Annotated in this window: 20 protein-coding genes; 7 read left to right on the forward strand and 13 right to left on the reverse strand. The window is 67.9% G+C overall.

Going from position 1 to position 17,847, the window contains the following annotated elements:
* Positions 1 to 156: 156 nt before the first annotated feature.
* From DB354_RS03955 to DB354_RS03965, 3 genes are all read right to left on the reverse strand, one after another.
* Complete coding sequence (locus DB354_RS03955) at positions 157 to 411, reverse strand: hypothetical protein (RefSeq protein ID WP_107834142.1); 255 nt, start codon at positions 409 to 411, stop codon at positions 157 to 159.
* Between the two features lie 148 nt (positions 412 to 559).
* Entirely contained in the window at positions 560 to 1,546 is a 987-nt protein-coding gene (locus DB354_RS03960; RefSeq protein ID WP_107834143.1) for a malate dehydrogenase, read from the reverse strand.
* A 127-nt stretch (positions 1,547 to 1,673) separates the two neighbouring features.
* Complete coding sequence (locus DB354_RS03965; RefSeq protein ID WP_107834144.1) at positions 1,674 to 2,729, reverse strand: 3-deoxy-7-phosphoheptulonate synthase; 1,056 nt, start codon at positions 2,727 to 2,729, stop codon at positions 1,674 to 1,676.
* 401 nt (positions 2,730 to 3,130) lie between these two features.
* Between DB354_RS03965 and DB354_RS03970 the strand changes: the two genes are divergently transcribed.
* The 4 genes from DB354_RS03970 to galK all read left to right on the forward strand — a co-directional run bounded on the left by DB354_RS03970 (position 3,131) and on the right by galK (position 5,849).
* Positions 3,131 to 4,033 (forward strand): folate-binding protein YgfZ, encoded by a 903-nt coding sequence (locus DB354_RS03970; protein ID WP_107834145.1) that lies wholly within the window; start codon positions 3,131 to 3,133, stop codon positions 4,031 to 4,033.
* Positions 4,030 to 4,269: a hypothetical protein gene (locus DB354_RS03975; protein WP_107834146.1), complete on the forward strand. Its 240-nt coding sequence runs from the start codon at positions 4,030 to 4,032 to the stop codon at positions 4,267 to 4,269. The genes DB354_RS03970 and DB354_RS03975 overlap by 4 nt, the downstream gene beginning before the upstream one ends.
* 76 nt (positions 4,270 to 4,345) lie before the next feature.
* Complete coding sequence (locus DB354_RS03980) at positions 4,346 to 4,621, forward strand: HU family DNA-binding protein (RefSeq protein WP_107834147.1); 276 nt, start codon at positions 4,346 to 4,348, stop codon at positions 4,619 to 4,621.
* Positions 4,622 to 4,706: 85 nt separating this feature from the next.
* Positions 4,707 to 5,849 (forward strand): galactokinase, encoded by a 1,143-nt coding sequence (gene galK, locus DB354_RS03985; RefSeq protein WP_107834148.1) that lies wholly within the window; start codon positions 4,707 to 4,709, stop codon positions 5,847 to 5,849.
* Positions 5,850 to 6,066: 217 nt separating this feature from the next.
* Here the strand turns inward: galK and DB354_RS03990 are convergent, their stop codons facing one another.
* The 3 genes from DB354_RS03990 to DB354_RS04000 form a co-directional block, all read right to left on the reverse strand.
* Positions 6,067 to 6,495 carry a YcfL family protein gene (locus DB354_RS03990; protein ID WP_107834149.1) on the reverse strand — a complete coding sequence of 143 codons (429 nt, stop codon included), beginning with the start codon at positions 6,493 to 6,495 and terminating at the stop codon, positions 6,067 to 6,069.
* Positions 6,496 to 6,636: 141 nt separating this feature from the next.
* Positions 6,637 to 6,879: a DUF1653 domain-containing protein gene (locus DB354_RS03995; RefSeq protein ID WP_199226791.1), complete on the reverse strand. Its 243-nt coding sequence runs from the start codon at positions 6,877 to 6,879 to the stop codon at positions 6,637 to 6,639.
* Positions 6,880 to 6,882: 3 nt separating this feature from the next.
* Positions 6,883 to 7,311, reverse strand: coding sequence for a hypothetical protein (locus DB354_RS04000; protein ID WP_107834150.1), 429 nt, complete (start codon positions 7,309 to 7,311; stop codon positions 6,883 to 6,885).
* 93 nt (positions 7,312 to 7,404) lie between these two features.
* Between DB354_RS04000 and DB354_RS04005 the strand changes: the two genes are divergently transcribed.
* Positions 7,405 to 8,751, forward strand: coding sequence for an MATE family efflux transporter (locus DB354_RS04005; protein ID WP_233256547.1), 1,347 nt, complete (start codon positions 7,405 to 7,407; stop codon positions 8,749 to 8,751).
* Between the two features lie 168 nt (positions 8,752 to 8,919).
* Here the strand turns inward: DB354_RS04005 and DB354_RS04010 are convergent, their stop codons facing one another.
* From DB354_RS04010 to DB354_RS04020, 3 genes are read right to left on the reverse strand one after another with little or no spacing between them, the layout of a single operon-like run.
* Positions 8,920 to 9,189 (reverse strand): DUF167 domain-containing protein, encoded by a 270-nt coding sequence (locus DB354_RS04010; RefSeq protein ID WP_107834151.1) that lies wholly within the window; start codon positions 9,187 to 9,189, stop codon positions 8,920 to 8,922.
* 44 nt (positions 9,190 to 9,233) lie between these two features.
* Entirely contained in the window at positions 9,234 to 9,737 is a 504-nt protein-coding gene (locus DB354_RS04015; RefSeq protein WP_107834152.1) for a CinA family protein, read from the reverse strand.
* Positions 9,738 to 9,747: 10 nt separating this feature from the next.
* The gene (locus tag DB354_RS04020; RefSeq protein ID WP_107834153.1) at positions 9,748 to 10,506 is read right to left on the reverse strand and encodes an exodeoxyribonuclease III; all 759 of its coding nucleotides are present in this window, start codon (positions 10,504 to 10,506) and stop codon (positions 9,748 to 9,750) included.
* 633 nt (positions 10,507 to 11,139) lie between these two features.
* On the opposite strand from DB354_RS04020, the gene DB354_RS04025 reads away from it, so the two are divergent.
* Positions 11,140 to 12,711 carry a PLP-dependent transferase gene (locus DB354_RS04025; RefSeq protein ID WP_107834154.1) on the forward strand — a complete coding sequence of 524 codons (1,572 nt, stop codon included), beginning with the start codon at positions 11,140 to 11,142 and terminating at the stop codon, positions 12,709 to 12,711.
* A gap of 221 nt (positions 12,712 to 12,932) precedes the next feature.
* Here the strand turns inward: DB354_RS04025 and DB354_RS04030 are convergent, their stop codons facing one another.
* The 4 genes from DB354_RS04030 to DB354_RS04045 all read right to left on the reverse strand — a co-directional run bounded on the left by DB354_RS04030 (position 12,933) and on the right by DB354_RS04045 (position 17,268).
* Positions 12,933 to 13,622, reverse strand: coding sequence for a lipid-binding SYLF domain-containing protein (locus DB354_RS04030; protein WP_107834155.1), 690 nt, complete (start codon positions 13,620 to 13,622; stop codon positions 12,933 to 12,935).
* A gap of 770 nt (positions 13,623 to 14,392) precedes the next feature.
* The gene (locus tag DB354_RS04035; RefSeq protein ID WP_107834156.1) at positions 14,393 to 14,764 is read right to left on the reverse strand and encodes a metallopeptidase family protein; all 372 of its coding nucleotides are present in this window, start codon (positions 14,762 to 14,764) and stop codon (positions 14,393 to 14,395) included.
* A gap of 13 nt (positions 14,765 to 14,777) precedes the next feature.
* Positions 14,778 to 16,529 carry a putative ABC exporter domain-containing protein gene (locus DB354_RS04040; RefSeq protein ID WP_107834157.1) on the reverse strand — a complete coding sequence of 584 codons (1,752 nt, stop codon included), beginning with the start codon at positions 16,527 to 16,529 and terminating at the stop codon, positions 14,778 to 14,780.
* Positions 16,530 to 16,536: 7 nt separating this feature from the next.
* On the reverse strand, positions 16,537 to 17,268 hold the full coding sequence (locus tag DB354_RS04045; protein ID WP_107834158.1) for an ABC transporter ATP-binding protein: 732 nt from the start codon (positions 17,266 to 17,268) through the stop codon (positions 16,537 to 16,539).
* A 149-nt stretch (positions 17,269 to 17,417) separates the two neighbouring features.
* Here DB354_RS04045 and DB354_RS04050 point away from each other — a divergent pair, with 149 nt between their 5' ends.
* Positions 17,418 to 17,807: a hypothetical protein gene (locus DB354_RS04050; protein WP_146180099.1), complete on the forward strand. Its 390-nt coding sequence runs from the start codon at positions 17,418 to 17,420 to the stop codon at positions 17,805 to 17,807.
* Positions 17,808 to 17,847: the final 40 nt, after the last annotated feature.

The following is a 17,847-nucleotide window of genomic DNA, read 5'->3' on the forward strand; positions in this document are numbered from 1 at the left end:
GAGAGTGGCCTGCGGAGTGACGAGTGAAAGTGAGAGTGAGAGTGGACGGCCTCCAGAGCAGGTAGCCTTCGAGGCGAGTGTGAGGCTACTGATCCGAGGCGGACACCGGCACGTACCCGACCCCGCGGTGCGGTCAGCCGGCTTTGAGCCGGCGGCTCAGCTCTTGGCGGTCGCGCGGCGGCAGAGCGCCACGATGCCGACGATGATCAGGACGGGCAGCCAGATCGGCGCGAGGACGGCGGCGAGCACCGCCAGGATGCCGAAGAGCAGGACGGCGGCCGAGGCACCGACGACCAGCGCGAGGACGGCGGCGCCCGCGAGGAGGCAACCGATGGCGAGGGTCACGGGCAGGAGCTTCACCGCCACGACCACGAGGAGGGCGACCAGGAGAATCTTGAGGAAGGTGTTCATGCCCCAAGAACCCGGCGAGGGTGCGAAAGTCGCAGGAAATCGCGCGGGCGCCGGCGGGCCCAGGGCCGTGGGCGGCGGCGCAGGCACAAAAAAGCGGCGCCCGGGAAGTACCGGGCGCCGCGAAGGAAAAGGAAGCAGCCGGGGGCGATCAGCCCTTCAGCATGTCGGCAACGAACGCGCGCTCTTCGACGAGCTCCTTGTTCGTGGCGGCAATCTTCTGCTTCGCGAAGTCGTCCATCTTGTAGTTGGTGATGACCTCGTAGTGGCCCGGGCCGGTGGTGCGAACCGGCATGCCGGCCCAAACCTCGGGATCGAAGCCGTACAGGCCGTTGGACTTGACGGCGACCGAGTGGATCGCACCCGGGGTCATGAGGTCACGGACGTGGTCGACGAGGGCGTTGGCGGCGGAAGCGGCCGAGGAGGCGCCACGGGCGGCGATGATGGCGGCGCCGCGCTTGCCGACGGTCTCGCAGAAGGGCCCCTGCAGCCAAGCCTGGTCAGTGATCACCTGGGTGGCCGGACGACCATCGATCTTCGCGTGCGCGAAGGCCGGGAACATGGACGGGCTGTGGTTACCGTAGATGAAGATGTCCTTCACCTTGGTCAGGTCGACGCCGGCCTTCTTGGCCAGCTGGGTCTGGGCGCGGTTCTGGTCGAGGCGGACCATGGCGGTGAACCGATCGGGCGTCAGGCGCTTGGCCTGGCTGGCAACGATCATGCAGTTCGTGTTCGCCGGGTTGCCGACGACCGCGACGCGGGCATTCTCGGCCGCGACCTGGTCGATGACCTTGCCCTGCGCGATGAAGATCTTGCCGTTGTCCTTGAGGAGATCGGCGCGCTCCATGCCCGGGCCACGCGGCTTGGCGCCGACGAGGAGGCACCAGTTGGCGTCCTTGAAGCCGACATTGGCGCTGTCGGTGAGGACCATGCCCTTGAGCAGGGGGAAGGCGCAGTCATCGAGCTCCATGGAGACACCCTCGAGGGCCTTCATGGCCTTCTCGACGGGCACTTCGATCAGCTGGAGGATGACGGGCTGGTCGGGACCGAACATCGCGCCAGAGGCGATGCGGAAGAGAAGAGAGTAGCCGATCTGGCCGGCAGCTCCCGTAACGGCGACGCGGATGGGGGTCTTCATAAGTTAAAGAAAGGGCAGGTTGAGCGGCCGTGCAGGGGGAATCACGGCAAATATTTACCGGTAGAAGGGAATCAGTGGACGTTGTGGCGCAAGCGTCTGCCGCTGCTGGCAGCAGGTCTGATGCAGGTTATTTGAGCCGGCAGGCCAGGGCCGCGTGGACGTCGCGTACGAGCGCCTCGGTGGTTGGCCAGTCGATGCAGCCATCGGTGATGGAGACGCCGTAACGGAGCTGGGACTTCGGCTGGGGGAACGGCTGGTTCCCGGCCTCGAGGTTGCTCTCAATCATGGCGCCGAGGATGGAGCGGTTGCCGCCGGCGATCTGCGTCAGCAACGCGCGCAGGACCTCGGGCTGACGCTCGGGCTGCTTGGCGGAGTTGTCGTGCGAGCAGTCGACGACGATCGCGGGGCGAAGCCCGGCCTTGGTGAGCAGGGCGTCGGCCTTGGCGATGTCGTCCGGCGAGTAGTTGGGGCCCTCGGAACCGCCCCGGAGGACGAGATGGCAGTCGGGGTTGCCGCGGGTGACGATGGCCGAGGCGGAACCGTCGACGTTGATGCCGAGGAAAGTCTGCCGCTGGGCGGCGGCCTTGATCGCGTTGATGGCGGTCTGGATGGAGCCGTCGGTGCCATTCTTGAAACCGAGCGGCATGGAAAGGCCGCTGGCCATCTGGCGATGGGTTTGGGACTCGGTGGTGCGGGCGCCGATGGCCGACCAGCAGATCAAGTCGGCGATGTACTGCGGCGTGATCGGGTCGAGCAGTTCGGTGGCGGTCGGCAGGCCCAAGTCTAGAACCTCGCGGAGGAACTGGCGGGCAAGCCGCAGGCCGGAGGCGATGTCGTACGAGCCATCCAGGTGCGGATCCATGATCAGGCCCTTCCAGCCGACCGTCGTGCGGGGCTTCTCAAAGTAGACGCGCATCACGATCATGATCCGGTCGCGAACCTCCCGGGAGAGCGCGGCGAGGCGCCGGGCGTATTCGCGGCCGGCGGACAGGTCGTGGATGGAGCACGGGCCGACAACGAGGAGGAAGCGCCGGTCGCCGTTGAACATCAGGTTGTGGATGTCGCGGCGGGCGTGAGCCACGAACTCGGCCTCCGACTCCGTCTTCGGAATCTCGCGGAGCAGGTCGGCCGGCGAGGGAAGCAGACGGGTTTCAACGACATTGATGTCGGAGGTTCTGTGCATGGAGGGCGCAGATTGCTACGCGCGCGCCGCCAAGGAAAGGCAGAAGGCCCGTTTCGCGCCTCTGGTGACACAGAGGCGCGAAACGGGAGTGAAGAGGGAAAGTGAAAGTGAGAGTGGCGGGACAGACAGAACCCGCGGCAAAACTGGCAGACAACAGGGAGGCTCTCGAAAGGATACGAATCGGGGCTTGCCTCGCTCGCGATGGGCAAAAAAGTGGCCGGCCGCTTACCCCTAAGCGGCCGGCCTTTGCTTTCTTAGTTACCCCAAAACTCCCGCTAGGCGGGAGAAAGTGTTGAACTTGATGAGAAGAGAGATACCCGCCGCGGGGGTTTCGTCAATCCGAAGTTAGCAAAATCTACCAGAAATTTTGCTTCCTTCTGATTTATCGATTATTACGACATATGAATTCCGATCAAAATACCGAGCTGCTCGTTTGGAAACCGGCCTGCTGGCTGCGCGTGAGTGGTCCGGACGCCGCGGAATTCCTCCAAGGGCAGTTCACGAACGACCTGCGCAGGCTCCTTCCCGGCGAGGCCGTTTACGGGCTCTGGCTCTCCGTCAAAGGCAAGGTCATCGCCGACAGCCATGTTCTCCGCGGCGCGGCGCCAGACGAATTCTGGGTCGGCAGCGTAAACGCGCCCGCCGCGGTGGTAAGGGAGCGGCTCGAGAGCCACATCATCGCGGACGACGTGTGCGTGGAGGACCAGACGGAAGCATGGGCAGGACTGACGGTCTTCGGGGCCGAGCGGGTCACGGTCGAGGCGGCAGCCGGCAGCGCCGGACCGGCTGGCGGAGGATTCGTCTTTGCCGGGAGGCGCAGCCGGGACGTGCACTGGGAATGGATCTTCCCCGCCGCCCAGGCGACCGCCGCGCGCGCGGCGCTAGGCAACGCGGTCGAACTCACGCCGGACGAGGTCGAGCGTCGGCGTATTCTGGCCGAGATCCCGGCGGTGCCGGCCGACATCGGTCCGAACGACCTGCCCAACGAAGGCGGGCTCGACGTCGACGCCATCTCCTACACGAAAGGCTGCTATCTCGGGCAGGAGATCATGTCGCGGTTGAAATCGATGGGCCAAATCCGGCGTCGGCTGGTGCGCGTAAGCGGCGCCGGGCCGCGACCGCCGTTGCCCGCGCCGCTGCACGCGGGCGAACGGCTCGTCGGCGAACTGCGCTCGACCGCCGCGTCTTCAGACCACGGGTGGATTGGGCTCGCGCTGCTCACTCGGACCCAGGTCGCAGCCGGCGCCACGCTTGGCCTGGCTCCGGGAGAGCCGGGCGTGGTCCAGGTGGAGGAAACGCCATGAGCGACGAGAAACAACTCACGCAGCTTTGCGTGCGCCTCGGCGCCCCACCCGCCCAGGCCGCGACGATGGCGGCGCAGTTGCTCAAACGCGCGCGCCAGCTCGCCGCGGAACGCGGCTCGACGCCGGAAACGGAGCTGAAGCGGCTCCTCGAACTGGTGACGCGGGGCCGCGCCGGCGAGGTGCCCAAGGACTTCGTGCCGCCCCCACCCCGGCCGCCAATGGGAAATATTCCGTAAAGGTGTTCGAGTTGGGGTGGATACAGGGCAAATGCGTTTGACCGAGTTCAAGCGCGTCACTCGAAACTTACGTGACATGAACAAGGCCGAGCTGGTGATCGAAGTGCAGAAGCTGATGGGCGCCGCCACATCCAAGGCGGCGGCGGAGCGCGTGATCGACGCGGTCCTCGCGGGCGTGAAGCGTGGGCTGCGGCGCGACAAAGAGGTCACCCTCGTCGGCTTCGGCACCTTTGCCGCGGCGGTACGGCCGGCGCGCCGCGGGTTCAATCCGCACACGAAGAAGCCGATGAAGATCCCGGCGATCCGGACCGTGCGCTTCAAGGCGGGGACGGACCTGCGGGCGATCGCCTGAGGCCGGCTGGCCGGACGGACATCCTCCGGGGAGCCTTTTGGGTCGACCTGCCGGCGGCGGCTGGTTTTCTGCTGCAGCTCACCCCATGAAGTCCGCTCTCATCGCGAAGTTTTCCCAAGCCTACGGGCGTTCGCCCGAGATCATCGCCCGCGCACCCGGGCGGATCGAATTCATCGGGAATCACACCGACTACAACGGCGGCACCGTGCTCGGTGCGGCCATCGACCGCGGGGTGTGGGTCGGACTCGCCCGGCGGGAGGATGGTCTCCGCCGCTTCGCGAGCGACCAGCGCGAGGGCATCATCTCGCAGTGCGCGGACCAGCTGGCGAAGGGCACGGGCCAGGCGAGCTGGGTCAACTACCCGCTCGGCGTGATCGCGGCGTTTCCCCACTTCGGGCTGAAAGCGCCGGGTGGCTTCGACTATTACGCGATCTCAGACCTGCCGGTCGGCGCCGGCCTCAGCAGCAGCGCGGCGATCGAACTCGCGTCGGCGCTCGCCTTCGTGGCCGCCACGGGCCAGGAGCCGGACCGCGAGACCCTCGTGAAGGTCGGCAAGCACGCGGAGAACAACTTCGTCGGCGTGCCCTGCGGCATCCTTGACCAGGGCGTCTCCGGCTTCGGCCGCAAGGATCACCTCGTCTTCATCGACTGCCGGGGGCCGCGGTTCGACACCGTGCCGCTGCCCAGCCAGGCGCACTTCTGGATCTTCAACACGCACACCAAGCACGCGCTCGTCGACGGCCTGTACGCCGCGCGTCACCGCGAGTGCATGGAGGCGGCCCGCACCCTCGGCGTGGGCCTGCTGGTGGAGGTCACGCCGGCCACGCTCAACGCGAACCTGGCCAAGCTCGAGCCCACCGCCGGCAAGCGCGCCCGGCATGTGGTGGAGGAGATCGCCCGGGTGGATGAAGCCGGCCAGGCGCTCCGCGCCGGCAACCTGGCGGCGGTCGGCCGGCTGCTGACGGCGTCGCATCGCAGCTCGCAGCACCTCTTCGAGAACAGCACCCCCGAGCTCGACTTCCTCGTCGACACGCTGGTCGCGGCGCCGCACGTGTACGGCTCCCGGCTCACCGGCGGCGGCTTTGGCGGCGCGGTGATGGCGCTGACGTCTCCGGACTTCGGAGACGTCCAGGCGCAGGCGGTGGCCGACGCGTACGCGCGGAAATTCGGCGCCAAGCCCGACATCCTGCACGCGCAGACGGGCGACGGCGCGCAGCTCTGCCGCTGATGCGGCAGCCCGCAGGCGATAGGCGGTAAGCGGTAGGCTTTAGGCTCCAAACGCCGGCGGATGCGCCGGTGTGGGAGCGTTGCCGGCGGAGGGGCGGGAAAAGTCGCAGACGTTGCAGGTTGGAAAGTTGCAGGTGGAAAGGTTCCAGCCAGCGGCCCCGCAGAACCTGCAACCTGCCAACTTGCCGACCTGTAACGCGCCGCGCGGGAGCGCGGCGCTACCGCGCCTGGCGCACGCGGATCGTGTACTTCTTCGACAGCGGATTCGTGGCGGTGAAGTGCACGGTCGCGGTGGCGTTCTCGGCGATGCTCACCGGCTGCCACGCCGTTTCCTCGAGCAGATTGATCCCGGACTCGTCCTTGAACACGCAGCTCGCCTGAACCTCCAGCTTGTGCTTCTCGCGGTTGCGCAGGTTGGCGACGACCTCCATGCGCCCGTTCGCCAGCAGCCGGTCATACAACCCGGTGCAGGTGACCGCGTGCTGCGTCGCGCGATCCACCGCCAGCCGGTCGGTGTTCTCCAGCGTGTACTTCGTCGTCTCAAGCGGGTGGAACGGCTCGGGTTCGGTGGCACAGCCGGCCAGCAGCGCAAGCGCCCCCGCGGCGGCAAGGACGACCGGGCGGACGGAGGGAAGGGAGTGTTTCATGGGACTACGCGGCAGAGCGCGGATGAGACGTCGAGAAGCAGCCCGTGGCGAGCGCGCTTTTGCGCCGAGTGGCGGCAACCAGCGCAAGACTCCGACCTCCGTCCCCGCCCGCGGCCCCCCAGGAAAAACGCGGGCGTGAAATCAGCGCATCGGCTGATCGCCGACGAACGCGAAGCGCGGCACGCGCTGCCCGTCGATCTCGACAAGCTCGCTGAACATCACCGCGGGCCGGAGCCAGAACCTGGCCTTCGGGTTGTCGTAGAGCGCTTCGTAAGCGACGTAGTCCTCGAGCGTCTCCGAGTGCTTCGCCACAAAGTGCACGCGGTAGAGGCGTCCGCTCTTCGCGTGCCGGTAGATGCCGGGTTGGGTGGTCACAGGTTCCATGGTCTAGCGCTTTTCAGGTGGCGGCGTGGCGGGAGCGGACGCCGCGGCCGGCGCAGGACTAAAGGTGACGTTGGCCGCGGCCGCGTTCATCTGCTCCACCGCGCGGTTGATGGCGGCCTTCTCCTGCGGAGTGTCCCGCACGACGGGCTTGCCGGTCGAGAAGTCGATCGTGGCGGCATCCTGGATCGGCACCTCGGGCTTCGCGGCTGCGGGTGCCGGCGCGGACGCCGGGGGGCTGGAGGACGTCGCTGCGGGAGCCGGCGCAGCGACCGTCGACGGCGGGGTGGTCAGGGGTTCGGCGGCAGGGGTCGCCGGGGCGGTCGGCGCAGGCCCGGGGGGGGCGACCCGGGGGGCGACACCTCTCCGCTTGAGCCAGACGCCGAAAACGACGAGTCCGGCCGCGATGAGGAAAACGATTATCCGGAGTTTCATCGGAAAGCGGATAGAACATAGGCAGCCGCCGATGCGGCGCCAGTGAGAATCCCGGTTGCGGCCCACGCCGCGGCGGCAAAGCTCACCCCTCCCGTGAACCGTTCCAGCCGATACCTCTGCGAGATCCGCCCCACGCTGATCCTGGCGCTGCCGATCATCGTTGGGCAGGTCAGCCAGACGCTGATGAACGTCACGGACAGCATGATGATCGGCCACGTGGGCACGGTCCCGCTCGCCGCGGCGTCCTTCGGCGGGACGCTGTTCGGCCTGTTCTACGTCATCGGCATCGGGCTGCTCGTGCCGGTGTCGATTTTCGTGTCGCGGGCACGCGGCGCGGCGCAGCCGCAGGAGGCGGCGGAATACCTGCGTCACGGCGTGGCGATGGCGGTGGGCTTCGGCGTTCTCGAGACGCTGGTGCTCGCCGCACTCTCGACGCAGTTGCACCGCTTCGGGCAACCGCCGGAGGTCCTGGCGATCGTGACGCCGTTCCTGCTGCTGAACGCGGCGTCGATCACGCCCGTGCTGGTTTACCTGGCGCTCCGGCAGTTTGCCGAGGCGATGGGCCGGCCCTGGCTCCCGATGTATGTCATGCTGGGCGGCGTCGGCCTCAACGTGCTGCTCAACTGGGTGTTCGTCTTCGGCCACCTGGGCGCGCCCGCGCTGGGGCTCACCGGCTCGGGCATCGCGACGCTGCTGGCCCGCACGATCGGTGCGGCGGTGATCTTTGCGTGGATCCGGCTGGACCCGCGCCTCCGCGCCGCCTGGCCGACGCAATGGTTCGCGCCGCTGGCCCGCGCGCGGGTCCGTGAGATGATGCACGTGGGGCTGCCCGCCTCCGGCATGCTGTTCTTCGAGGTCACGGCGTTCGCCGCCGCGGCCATCATGGTGGGCTGGCTGGGCGCGGTGCCGCTGGCGGCGCACCAGATCACGCTCACGTGCGCGTCGTTCTCCTTCATGTTCCCGCTCGGCCTGTCGATGGCGGCGGGGATTCGCATCAGCCATGCGGTGGGCGCGCACGAACTGCACCGGTTGCGTCCGATCGCCGTCACCGCGGTCGGCATCAGCCTCGCGATGGCCGCGGCGTTCGGGCTGGCGTACGGTTTCGGCGGCCGGCTGATCAGCACCTGGTTTGTGAAGGACCCGGTGGTGATCGCGCTGGCCACGCAACTGCTGATCGTCGCCGCGCTCTTCCAGCTCTTCGATGGCTGGCAGGTCACCGGCGCGGCCCTGCTGCGCGGGATCACCGACGTGAAGGTCCCGGCCGTGATCACCTTTGCCGCGTACTGGCTCATCTCGCTCCCGCTGGGTTACCTCCTCGGCGTGCGCGGCTCGCTCGGCGCGCTCGGCATCTGGATCGGCATCGCCGGCGGCCTCGCCTGCGCGGCCGTGCTGCTGAGCGCACGCTTCGCCCGGCTCACGCGGCCCCGGCCAGAAGCCTGAAGCCAGAGGCCGGAAGCCAGAGGCCGAGATACAAACGTCAGATGAGCCCCACAGTCGGACTGCAAACGATAACTCGCCAAATCTGGCGAGTTATCGCCATTCAGACCGGCCGCTGGCCTTCCGTCTTCCGGCCTCCGGCCTCCGGCCTCTGGCTTCTGGCCTCTGGCCTCAGCGGACCAACGCTGACCGGACGGCGGCGAGATCGAGGCCGTCGATGCGGACGACCTTCTGGCGCGAGGTGTCGCCGCGCAGGACAGTGACCGCGCGGCGCGGAAGCTGCAGCGTGTCGGCAAGAAATTCGCAAAGCGCCTCGTTGGCCTTCCCCTCCACCGGCGGCGCGTGGACCTTCACCTTGAGCGCGTCGCCCAGCCAGCCGACCACCTCGGTGCGTGGGGCATTCGGGATCGCCTTGATGGCAAGGGTGCAGGACGGGGCCATGCGCACGAGGGTCGGGCGATGCCGGCGCCAGTCAAGGCGGCGGCTCAGGCGGTCGGCCGCGTGGCGGCGAGGTAGCTCACGAGCTCGGCGAGCACCGCGGCGGCGACGATCTCCTGGGCTTCGGCGCGTTTCGCGCCGGGACACTCCACGCGACCGCTGCGCAGCACGAAGCGCCCGCGCGGCTGGCGATGGGCGAGCGCCCACCAGGCAAACGGCTGCTCCACGCCGTCGGTCGGCGAGGGTTCCGCGTAGCCCGTCGTCGCCACGCCCAGGTCGCTGCCAAAGAGCTCGCATACGCCGCGCGCCATCTGCTCGGCGACCTCGGCGGACACCGAGTTGACCCGCTTCGCGGCGGCGCGGTTCACGCCGAGGTGGCGCACTTTCTGGTCGAGCGAGTAGGCGGTGATGCCACCGCGGAAATACTCGGAGGCGCCGGACGCCGCGCCGATCGCAGCCTGCACGCGGCCACAGGTCAGGCTCTCCGCCGCCGCCAGCGTCAGCCGCGGCGCCTGCAGCAGGCGCTGTTTCAACTCAAGCGCGAGGGGCATGGCGCGAAGGTCACTTGAGCTCGAGGCCGACGGGGCAGTGATCGCTGCCCATCACCTCGGGCGAGATCCAGGCCCGCTTCAGGCGCGCGCGCAGTTTCTCGCTGGCAACGAAGTAATCGACGCGCCACCCAATGTTCCGGGCGCGGCAGTTCATCATCTGGCTCCACCAGGAGTAGTGGCCCGGCCCCTTTTCGAATTCGCGGAACGTATCCACAAATCCACTCGCGAGGAGCTTGGAGAAGTTTTCGCGCTCCTCGTCGGTGAAGCCGGCGTTGCGGCGGTTGGTCTTGGGATTCGTGAGGTCGATCTCGGTGTGCGCGACGTTGAGGTCGCCGCAGAACACCACCGGCTTCTTCTTCTCGAGCTTCTTGAGGTGCGCGAGGAACGCGGGGTCCCACTCCTGCGTGCGGTACTCGAGCCGGGTGAGCCCGCGCTGCGAGTTGGGCTGGTACACGTTGAGCAGGTAAAAGTCGTCGAACTCCGTGTTGATCACGCGGCCTTCGGCGTCGTGGTCCTTGCTGCCGATGCCGAGCGTGACGTTGAGCGGCTGGACGCGCGTGAACGTGACGGTGCCGCTGTAGCCCTTCTTCACCGCCGGGTTCCAGAACACCTCATAGCCGTGCGGCCAGAGGATGTGCTGCACGTCGCCGGGATGGCACTTGGCCTCCTGCAGGCAGATCACGTCCGCCTGGACCTTCTCCATGAAGTCGAGCAGCCCCTTCTTGTGCGCCGCGCGGACGCCGTTGACGTTCCAGGAGACGAGTTTCATCGCGGTGAACCGTAGCAGCGGAGCCGGCGGGGCGCGCAATCGTTTTGTCGCCGGGCAACGCGCAAACCTGCCGCCGGTCGTGGTCGCCCCAGCGCACCGCCCGTCCTTCCCGCCGGCAGGCCCCTCCCCGCCAAAAGGCGGGCACAAAACCGAACGCTCGAACCGCCAGGAGGGAACGGAGGCAGCAGAGGGTTCGAGCATGAGTCGGAAGCGTACCCGCCATCGATCTCTGTTTTCTCCCTTATCTCCTGTGAGACGGCCTTGGACTCCGTGGTTTCTTTTGTGCCTTCTGCGCTGCTTTGCGGCCAGCCCCGCCTTGGAAATCCGTGCTGAGATCCACGCCTCTCCAATCCGCTTTACAGGAGAAAACGGGGGTAAGGGAGGGACGGCGGGAATCAGACTGCTCGCGTTTTGGCTGGCGCGAAAATGCGACGAGTAGCGGCTGCCCCCGGCGCCGCGTCCGAAACCCCACTGACTTTAGTTTCCGTGCCGTCGAAAACGTCACACTTGGTGGCGGGCCGGCGGGCTTGATGCCACGACATGCCACGGCGGGCCCTTGCCTCGGGGCGCCCGCGCGACTGAGTATGCCAGCCCTTCCACTCTCGCGTCCGTCGCTCCCTCTCCCACCCGTCGATGTCCTTCACCCGTCTCCCCCTCGGCCAGCCCATCCCGGCCCGCCCGCACGCGGTCTCCTGCAGCCTGCCGACGATGCAGGACGTCCTTGGCTACGAAGAGAAGAACCCGGCGACGATGCGGCACGTCGGCTCGGCGTACCCGCGGTTTGTGGTGCATCCGTTTGCGCGCCAGCTCGCCCGCCATCTCGCCGAAAACCGCCCGGAGCTGGCCGGGCGCACCTTGTGGCTGACCTCCTCCGCGCGAATGGCCGAGGCGCTGATCGCCTGCCTGGGCGACGGGGTCGGGGCCAAGCGCTTCGAGGACGGTCGCGTGCACGGGGTGTCTCACCCGGCGGACGCCGCCGACGTCGCACAGAAGGCGAAGGTCTTCCTGCAGAACATCGGGGGCTTCCTCAGTTCGCGCGAGGCCGAGGACGAACTGGTCGCGCGCCGGGTCCTGCCGGGCGCCGCGCCAGAAACGCTTTTCGCCGGCAACGCCGCCGCCGAGGTGCGCCGCTGTCTCCAGCCTGCCTTTCCCGAGTGCGCGGCAGCCGACCTGCTGCTCGCCAACACGGGCATGAACGCGATGTACGCCGCATACCGCGCCTCGGCCGAACTCCAGGCGGCGCGCGGCCGCACCGTGTGGATCCAGCTCGGCTGGCTGTACCGGGACACCATCGCCATCCTGCAGCGGTTCGCGTCCAAGCCCGACGACTACGTCTATCTCCGCGACCCGCTCGACGAGGAGGCGATCACGCGGATTTTCCAGCGCTTCGGCGCGCGGATCGCCGGCGTCGTTTCGGAGCTGCCGACGAATCCGCTGATCCAGACGCCCAATCTCGCGCTGCTGGGCCGGCTGTGTCGCCAGCACGGCGCGCACCTGCTGGTGGATCCGTCGGTGGCGTCGCCGTACAGCGTCTCGGTGCTCCCGGAGGCCGACCTCGTGATCAACAGCCTCACCAAGTACACGGCGAGCGAGGGCGACATCATCGCGGGGCTGGTGGCGGTGAATCCGGCCGGGCGTGATGCCGCCGCGCTGCGCGCGCGCGTGGCCGAGCTGCTCGAGCCGGTGTATCCGCGCGACCTCGCCCGCCTCGCCGCGGAGATTGGGGAGACGGAGACGGTGCTCGCGACGATCCAGCGCAACGTGGCGCAGGTCGTCGGGTTCCTGGAGCAACACCCGGCGGTGCGCGAGGTATTCTGGGCGCGGCACGCGGCGTCGCGGGAGAACTTTGCGCGGATCGCACGCTTGCCCGCCTCAGCCGGCGGCATGCTGTCCTTCACCTTGCGCGTGCCGATGACGCCGGTGTACGACGCCCTGCGGCTGCCGAAGGGCCCGAGTTTCGGGATGAAGACGACGCTCCTCTGCCCCTTCATCTATCTCGCCCACTTCGAGCTCGCGACGACGCCCGCGGGCGTGGCGGAACTGGCGGCGAGCCGGATCGATCCCGAGCTGCTCCGCCTTTGTGTCGGCACCGAGCCCGCGGAGGAAATCATCGGCGCGCTCGCCGAAGCCCTCGCCGCCGGAGGCCGGACGTCAGACGTCAGATGTCAGACGTCGGAGGTCAGAAGCCTGAAGCCTGAAGCCTGAGGCCGGAAGCCAGAGGCCAGACGTCAGACGTCAGATGTCAGATGTCGGAAGCCAGAGGCCGGAGGCCTGAAGCCAGATGTCAGATGTCGGAAGCCTGAACCCAGAAGCCTGAATCCAGAGGACAGAGGACGGCCAGATGGCAGAAGCCAGAGGCCAACCGACGAAGTCCCAAGACCTGCCCCTTCTTCCGTTTTCGCGCAGCGAAAACGGAAGCCGGAAGCTCAGGGCGCGATGCGGCGGACGAGGTTCATCAGCGGGATGACCTCGGGGGCGACGCTGGCGGACGGCTGCACCCAGTCGCTATAGAGCAACTCGGGGAGGCTGTAGCTCGTGTTGTAGAGAACGAAGTTCGCAGCGTCGTCGCGGGAGATGTGACCCGCCTTGACCGTCGCGCCAGCGTAGAGACCGACCGAGCGGGAGTAGGCCAGGATCGGCGCCTCGAGGATTTCCTTGTTATAGGCTTCCTTCATCGCGGCTTTCGGGCCGGCGACCGCCTTGACGTCAGCGCCGATGTTGAAGCGCTGATTGAACAGCAGCTTCGGGATGGCGGGATCGGTCACCACGAAGATGCTCTCGACGGCGTTGGCGCCCAACTGCAGGCCGAGGCTCGCTTCACCGGCGCGGATGACAACCGGAACGCTCCAGGTGTTGTCGTCGCGACGGACCATGATGACGCCGTAGCCGTCCTTCACGCCGAGGAACACGCCGGCCTTGAACTGGTTGAGAATGATGAGGGCCTTGGCGCGCTGGAGAATCTGCGGCGGGATGGCCGTCTCCGGGCGGCTCTGGAACTGCTGGAGGACCGCCTCGCAGGACTCGACCCGCTGGACGATCTCGGTCCGCGTCTGATTGGCGCGCGCGAAACCGGCGGCGAACAGCGTAACAAGCGACAGCATCAAGAGCTTCTTCATGGAAATTGAGATAGGACCGGAATCTAGGCACGGCCGGATGGAATTGAAAAGCCGCGAATGGCGACAGGCTGGGCGCGCCAGCGGTTCCCGTTGCTGGAGCAGAAGCCGGAGGCCGGAAGCCGGAGGCCGGAAGCCGGAGGTCGGAAGCCTGAAGCCGGAAACCTGAAGCCGGAGGCCGGAAGTCAGTCGCCGCCCTGTCCACGGAAGCCTCGGCGAAGGCCAGAGGCCGAAACCAGAGGCGCGAGACGCAGCCCGGCTCGACTTGCAAGTATATGGCTCGTCGGTCGTTGGTCCGCCGGACCGCCTCCCGCGGGCTGCCATAAGTCTGCCCACCTTCGCTTCGCTCCACCGGCCTCGAAACTGAGATAACACGCCAAATCTGGCGTGTTATCTCGGATTGGCCGAGCGTCCGGACGAGTCCTTCTGCACCACGGCGCGGATCGTGGGGGGACGGCGCGACGTGTCGGTCGACCGGGCTGTGGCGCGCACGGCGCACCGCCGCCCTCCGGCTCCTGGCCTCCGTCATCCTCCGGCCTTCCACATTCGCCAAGGCTTCCACCTTCGCCAAGGCTACGGTGGACAGGACGGTGGACAGCATGCCCCGACGTGCCGGCACCTCGGCCAGCTGACCTCTGACGTCTGACATCCGACATCTGCCTTCTGGCTTCTGACCTCAGGCTTCCGGCTTCTGACCTCAGGCTTCCGGCTTCCGGCCTCCGGCTTCAGGCTTCCGGCCTCTGGCCTCAGTCCTTCAGCATTCAGCCTTCGCCTTATTCCAGTCCCCGGGCGGCGACGTCGTCTTCGTCCCAGCCGAGGTAATGGCCAAGTTCGTGCAAGTAGGTCGTCCGCACCTCGTCCTTGTACACTTCACGATCGCCCTCGGCGAAGTCCCAGAGGTTCTCCAGGTAAAGCTGGATCTGCGGCGGCATCGGGTTGTCGTGCGCCAGCTCGGTGCCGTGGGCATCGCCGGAGAACAAGCCGAGGATGTCGGGCTCGAAACCCTCCGCCAGCACGTCCGCCGCCGGCGTCGCCTCGTAGTGGACAGCCACCCCGCGCGCGACCTGCCGGATCTCGGGCGGCAGTTGACGTTGGGCGGCGCCGACCACGTCGACCGCGATCTGGGTGAGTTCGGCGAGTTTCACGGCGGCAGCGGCATTACTCGCGCAGTTCCTCGGCGACGTCGATCGCCTCGAACCTGCGGCCGAGCCACCATACGCCGAGGCACACCTCCGCCACCAAGACGAGGAGCACCGGAATCGCGGCGGCCGCAATCGCGACGGCCAGCGGCATCACGAACTGAAACAGCCAAAGCAGCCCGGCACCGACCCCCGCGGCCGGCAGGAGGACCAGGACCATCGTGAGCATCTGGGCGAAGAAATAGATCATGCGCTGCCCCATCACCTCCGGCCCGGCCGCGCCGCGGTGCTGGACCTCCACCCAACTGGGAAACAGGAGCGCCGCCGTATTCGGCACGAGGAGTTGCAGGACCGTGACCGGCACGATCGCGATGGCCGCGGTGAGGCCAAGGCTGACGCGGACGCCCGGCGTGAGCCACCCGATCGTCATGCGGGCGTCGATGTTCCAGAGCGCCACCAGGAGCGCGAGCCAGGTGATGCCGACCAGGATCGCCGTGGGGGCCAGCAGCTCACCCAGCACGATCTGCCAGCCGGTGAGCGGATACGTCTTCAGGACGTCGAGCTTGCGCATGTCGCCGCGAATATCCTGCCGGGCGAACTGCGGGCCGACGATGAGCAGGTACGCCCCGCCGCCGAGCGCGATCCAGGCCGCAGTCTGGGCGAAAACCGCGAGCCCCGGCTGCAGGCGCACGATGAAGCTCGCGGTGCCGATCAGGATGACCGCGGCGCCGAAGACCCGGAGATTGAAGTAGGGCCAGGTCGACAGGAGGTTCTTCCAGAAGAACGCGATTTCCGGCCGGCCCACTGAGCCGAGTTCGAACGGCGCCGGGCGCGCGACCGCCTCGGTCGTCCCCAGCCGCCGCTCACCGGAGCGCCACGCCGCCACCCGCGCGGCGCGCTTCTCGGCCTGCGCGATGGAGGCGTCCTCAAACGATACCGCCGCCTGCACGACCCAGAAGTAGTGCGCGACGATGACGCCGAGCGCGGGCCCGAGCGCGAGCAGGAAGGCCAGCGGGTTGCCGGCAAAAAAGGGCGCGAGCACCCACTGCAGCGGCAGCAGGAGCCAGCTCAGCGGCGCGGTGTGCCCGATCGCCGTCAGCCAGTCACGCAGCCCCGCCGGATCCGCGGGCAAGCGGAACCCATCCGGGATCCGCGCGAGACTGATCACGATGATCGCCACGAGGGCGCCCAGCACGACCAGCCGCCGCAGCAGCACGTTCACCCCGCGATCGGTCCAGCGCGTCACCACGAACCCCGCGCCTGTGAAGTGCAGGTTCATCACGCTGAAGAAGAGCCACCAGCCCACGAGCCGGGGCCAGGCCGCGTGGCCCGCCATGCTCCAGCGGCTGGAGAGCAGCGCCATGACGAGACTGGCGCCGAGCGTGCGCACCTGCGCGGTGAGGAGCCGGTAGTGCACAAGCCGCCGCCGGGTGATGGGTGCCGGAAAGAGAAACGCGATCTCGGCCTCGGAGAACCCGAGCGCGGCGCGCGCCCGCGGCACGATCCAGGCACAGGCCAGGACGACCAGCAGGACGAGCCCGCCGATTGCGAGCGCCGCCGGCAGCCATTGCTGCGGAAACGTCGTCGCCATGGCGCCCGCGGGCATCCGGCCCCGCGGCCCCTGCAGCGCGTGGCGGAAGAAGAAAAAATACAGGTACGCGACGCCCACGACGGCGCCGACGAGGTAGCGCGGGCGCCGCAGCCGCCGCACCCGCCACAGCACCCAGTTTCGGAACGACGTGAGCCGAAGATAAAGCAGGGCCCGGATCATCGTGGGCTCAGCTTTCGCTTCCGCCGGTCGCGCGGATGAACACGTCCTCGAGGTTCACGTCCGCCTCTCCGTTGCTGAATTGCGCGGCCACCTCCGGCAGCGAACCGGCGGCAATCTTCTCGCCCCGCTTCAGGATGAGCACGTGCGAGCAGACCTCCTCCAGCAGGTGCAGCAGGTGGGAACTGAGCACGATCGTCGCGCCGGCCTGCGCGCGCTTGATGATCGAGTCTTTCATGCGCCGGATGCCGAGCGGATCGAGCCCGGTCAGCGGCTCGTCGAAGAACATCACCTGCGGCCCATGCAACAGCCCGCAGGCGATCGCCAGCTTCTGCTTCATGCCGCGCGAAAGCTCGCTCGGGAGCTGGTCGGCCTTGTCGGCGATCTCCAGTTCCTCGAGCAGCGGGCGGGCGACGTCCTCGTGGTCGGGCACGCCGTAGAGCCGCGCCACAAACCCGAGGTGCTGCCGCACGGTGAGGTATTCAAACAGCCGCGGCTCGTCGGGGAAGAAGGCCAGCGCGCGCTTCGCCGCGACCGGGTCCCGCGCCATGTCGTGGCCCGCGATCCGCACCGTGCCGCCCTGGTACGGCACGATGCCCGCCAGACAGCGCAGCGTCGTGGTCTTGCCGGCGCCGTTCGGCCCGACCAGGCCCAGCACCTCGCCGGGGCGCACCGTAAACGACAGCTCCCGCACGGCGGGAAAGTTCCCGTAAGACTTGGCCAGGTGATCCACCTCGATCATCGGCCGGGACCGTGGCAGCCGGCGCCAAATCCGCAAGTCTCCGAAAACCGCGAAACTCCTGCCCCGGTCATCCGTCATACCGCGCACGCTCGGATGACTCTCGTCAACCGGGCCGTTACCCAGATCCAATCACGTCAGCTCATCCCAATATGAAACTTTGCCGTCCGCTCCTCGCCGCCTGTGCGTTGGGCCTCGTCGCCCAGACTTCCTCCCTCCTCGCTGAGGACAACGCGCCGCCGCCTCCCCCGCAGGGTGAACACGCCAAGGGCCCGCGCGGGCCGATGACGCCGGAGGCCTATATTCAGCGCATCGAGAAGGCCGTCGGCCCGCTCACGACCGAGCAGAAGACCAAGATCACCGACATCCTCGCCGACACGAAGAAGAAGATGGAGTCGGTGAAGCCCGACGAGGGTCGCGAGAAATTCCGCGAGCTGATGCAGGCGCAGCAGGCCGCGGTGCGCGCCGTGCTCACCGCCGAGCAGCAGACGAAGTTCGACGCCATGCCGCGGCCGGGACCGCGCGGCAAGCGTCCGGAGTAAGCCAGATTTGTCAGGGGTTGGTGTTACAGCCGCCGCGGAT

Origin of the sequence: Opitutus sp. ER46, assembly GCF_003054705.1 — a bacterium.
Lineage (GTDB): Bacteria > Verrucomicrobiota > Verrucomicrobiia > Opitutales > Opitutaceae > ER46.

Coding starts and splice junctions, on each gene's coding strand:
- DB354_RS03955 (WP_107834142.1), bottom strand. CDS start 411: ATGAACACCTTCCTCAAGATTCTCCTGGTCGCCCTCCTCGTGGTCGTG.
- DB354_RS03960 (WP_107834143.1), bottom strand. CDS start 1,546: ATGAAGACCCCCATCCGCGTCGCCGTTACGGGAGCTGCCGGCCAGATC.
- DB354_RS03965 (WP_107834144.1), bottom strand. CDS start 2,729: ATGCACAGAACCTCCGACATCAATGTCGTTGAAACCCGTCTGCTTCCC.
- DB354_RS03970 (WP_107834145.1), top strand. CDS start 3,131: ATGAATTCCGATCAAAATACCGAGCTGCTCGTTTGGAAACCGGCCTGC.
- DB354_RS03975 (WP_107834146.1), top strand. CDS start 4,030: ATGAGCGACGAGAAACAACTCACGCAGCTTTGCGTGCGCCTCGGCGCC.
- DB354_RS03980 (WP_107834147.1), top strand. CDS start 4,346: ATGAACAAGGCCGAGCTGGTGATCGAAGTGCAGAAGCTGATGGGCGCC.
- galK (WP_107834148.1), top strand. CDS start 4,707: ATGAAGTCCGCTCTCATCGCGAAGTTTTCCCAAGCCTACGGGCGTTCG.
- DB354_RS03990 (WP_107834149.1), bottom strand. CDS start 6,495: ATGAAACACTCCCTTCCCTCCGTCCGCCCGGTCGTCCTTGCCGCCGCG.
- DB354_RS03995 (WP_199226791.1), bottom strand. CDS start 6,879: ATGGAACCTGTGACCACCCAACCCGGCATCTACCGGCACGCGAAGAGC.
- DB354_RS04000 (WP_107834150.1), bottom strand. CDS start 7,311: ATGAAACTCCGGATAATCGTTTTCCTCATCGCGGCCGGACTCGTCGTT.
- DB354_RS04010 (WP_107834151.1), bottom strand. CDS start 9,189: ATGGCCCCGTCCTGCACCCTTGCCATCAAGGCGATCCCGAATGCCCCA.
- DB354_RS04015 (WP_107834152.1), bottom strand. CDS start 9,737: ATGCCCCTCGCGCTTGAGTTGAAACAGCGCCTGCTGCAGGCGCCGCGG.
- DB354_RS04020 (WP_107834153.1), bottom strand. CDS start 10,506: ATGAAACTCGTCTCCTGGAACGTCAACGGCGTCCGCGCGGCGCACAAG.
- DB354_RS04025 (WP_107834154.1), top strand. CDS start 11,140: ATGTCCTTCACCCGTCTCCCCCTCGGCCAGCCCATCCCGGCCCGCCCG.
- DB354_RS04030 (WP_107834155.1), bottom strand. CDS start 13,622: ATGAAGAAGCTCTTGATGCTGTCGCTTGTTACGCTGTTCGCCGCCGGT.
- DB354_RS04040 (WP_107834157.1), bottom strand. CDS start 16,529: ATGATCCGGGCCCTGCTTTATCTTCGGCTCACGTCGTTCCGAAACTGG.
- DB354_RS04045 (WP_107834158.1), bottom strand. CDS start 17,268: ATGATCGAGGTGGATCACCTGGCCAAGTCTTACGGGAACTTTCCCGCC.
- DB354_RS04050 (WP_146180099.1), top strand. CDS start 17,418: ATGAAACTTTGCCGTCCGCTCCTCGCCGCCTGTGCGTTGGGCCTCGTC.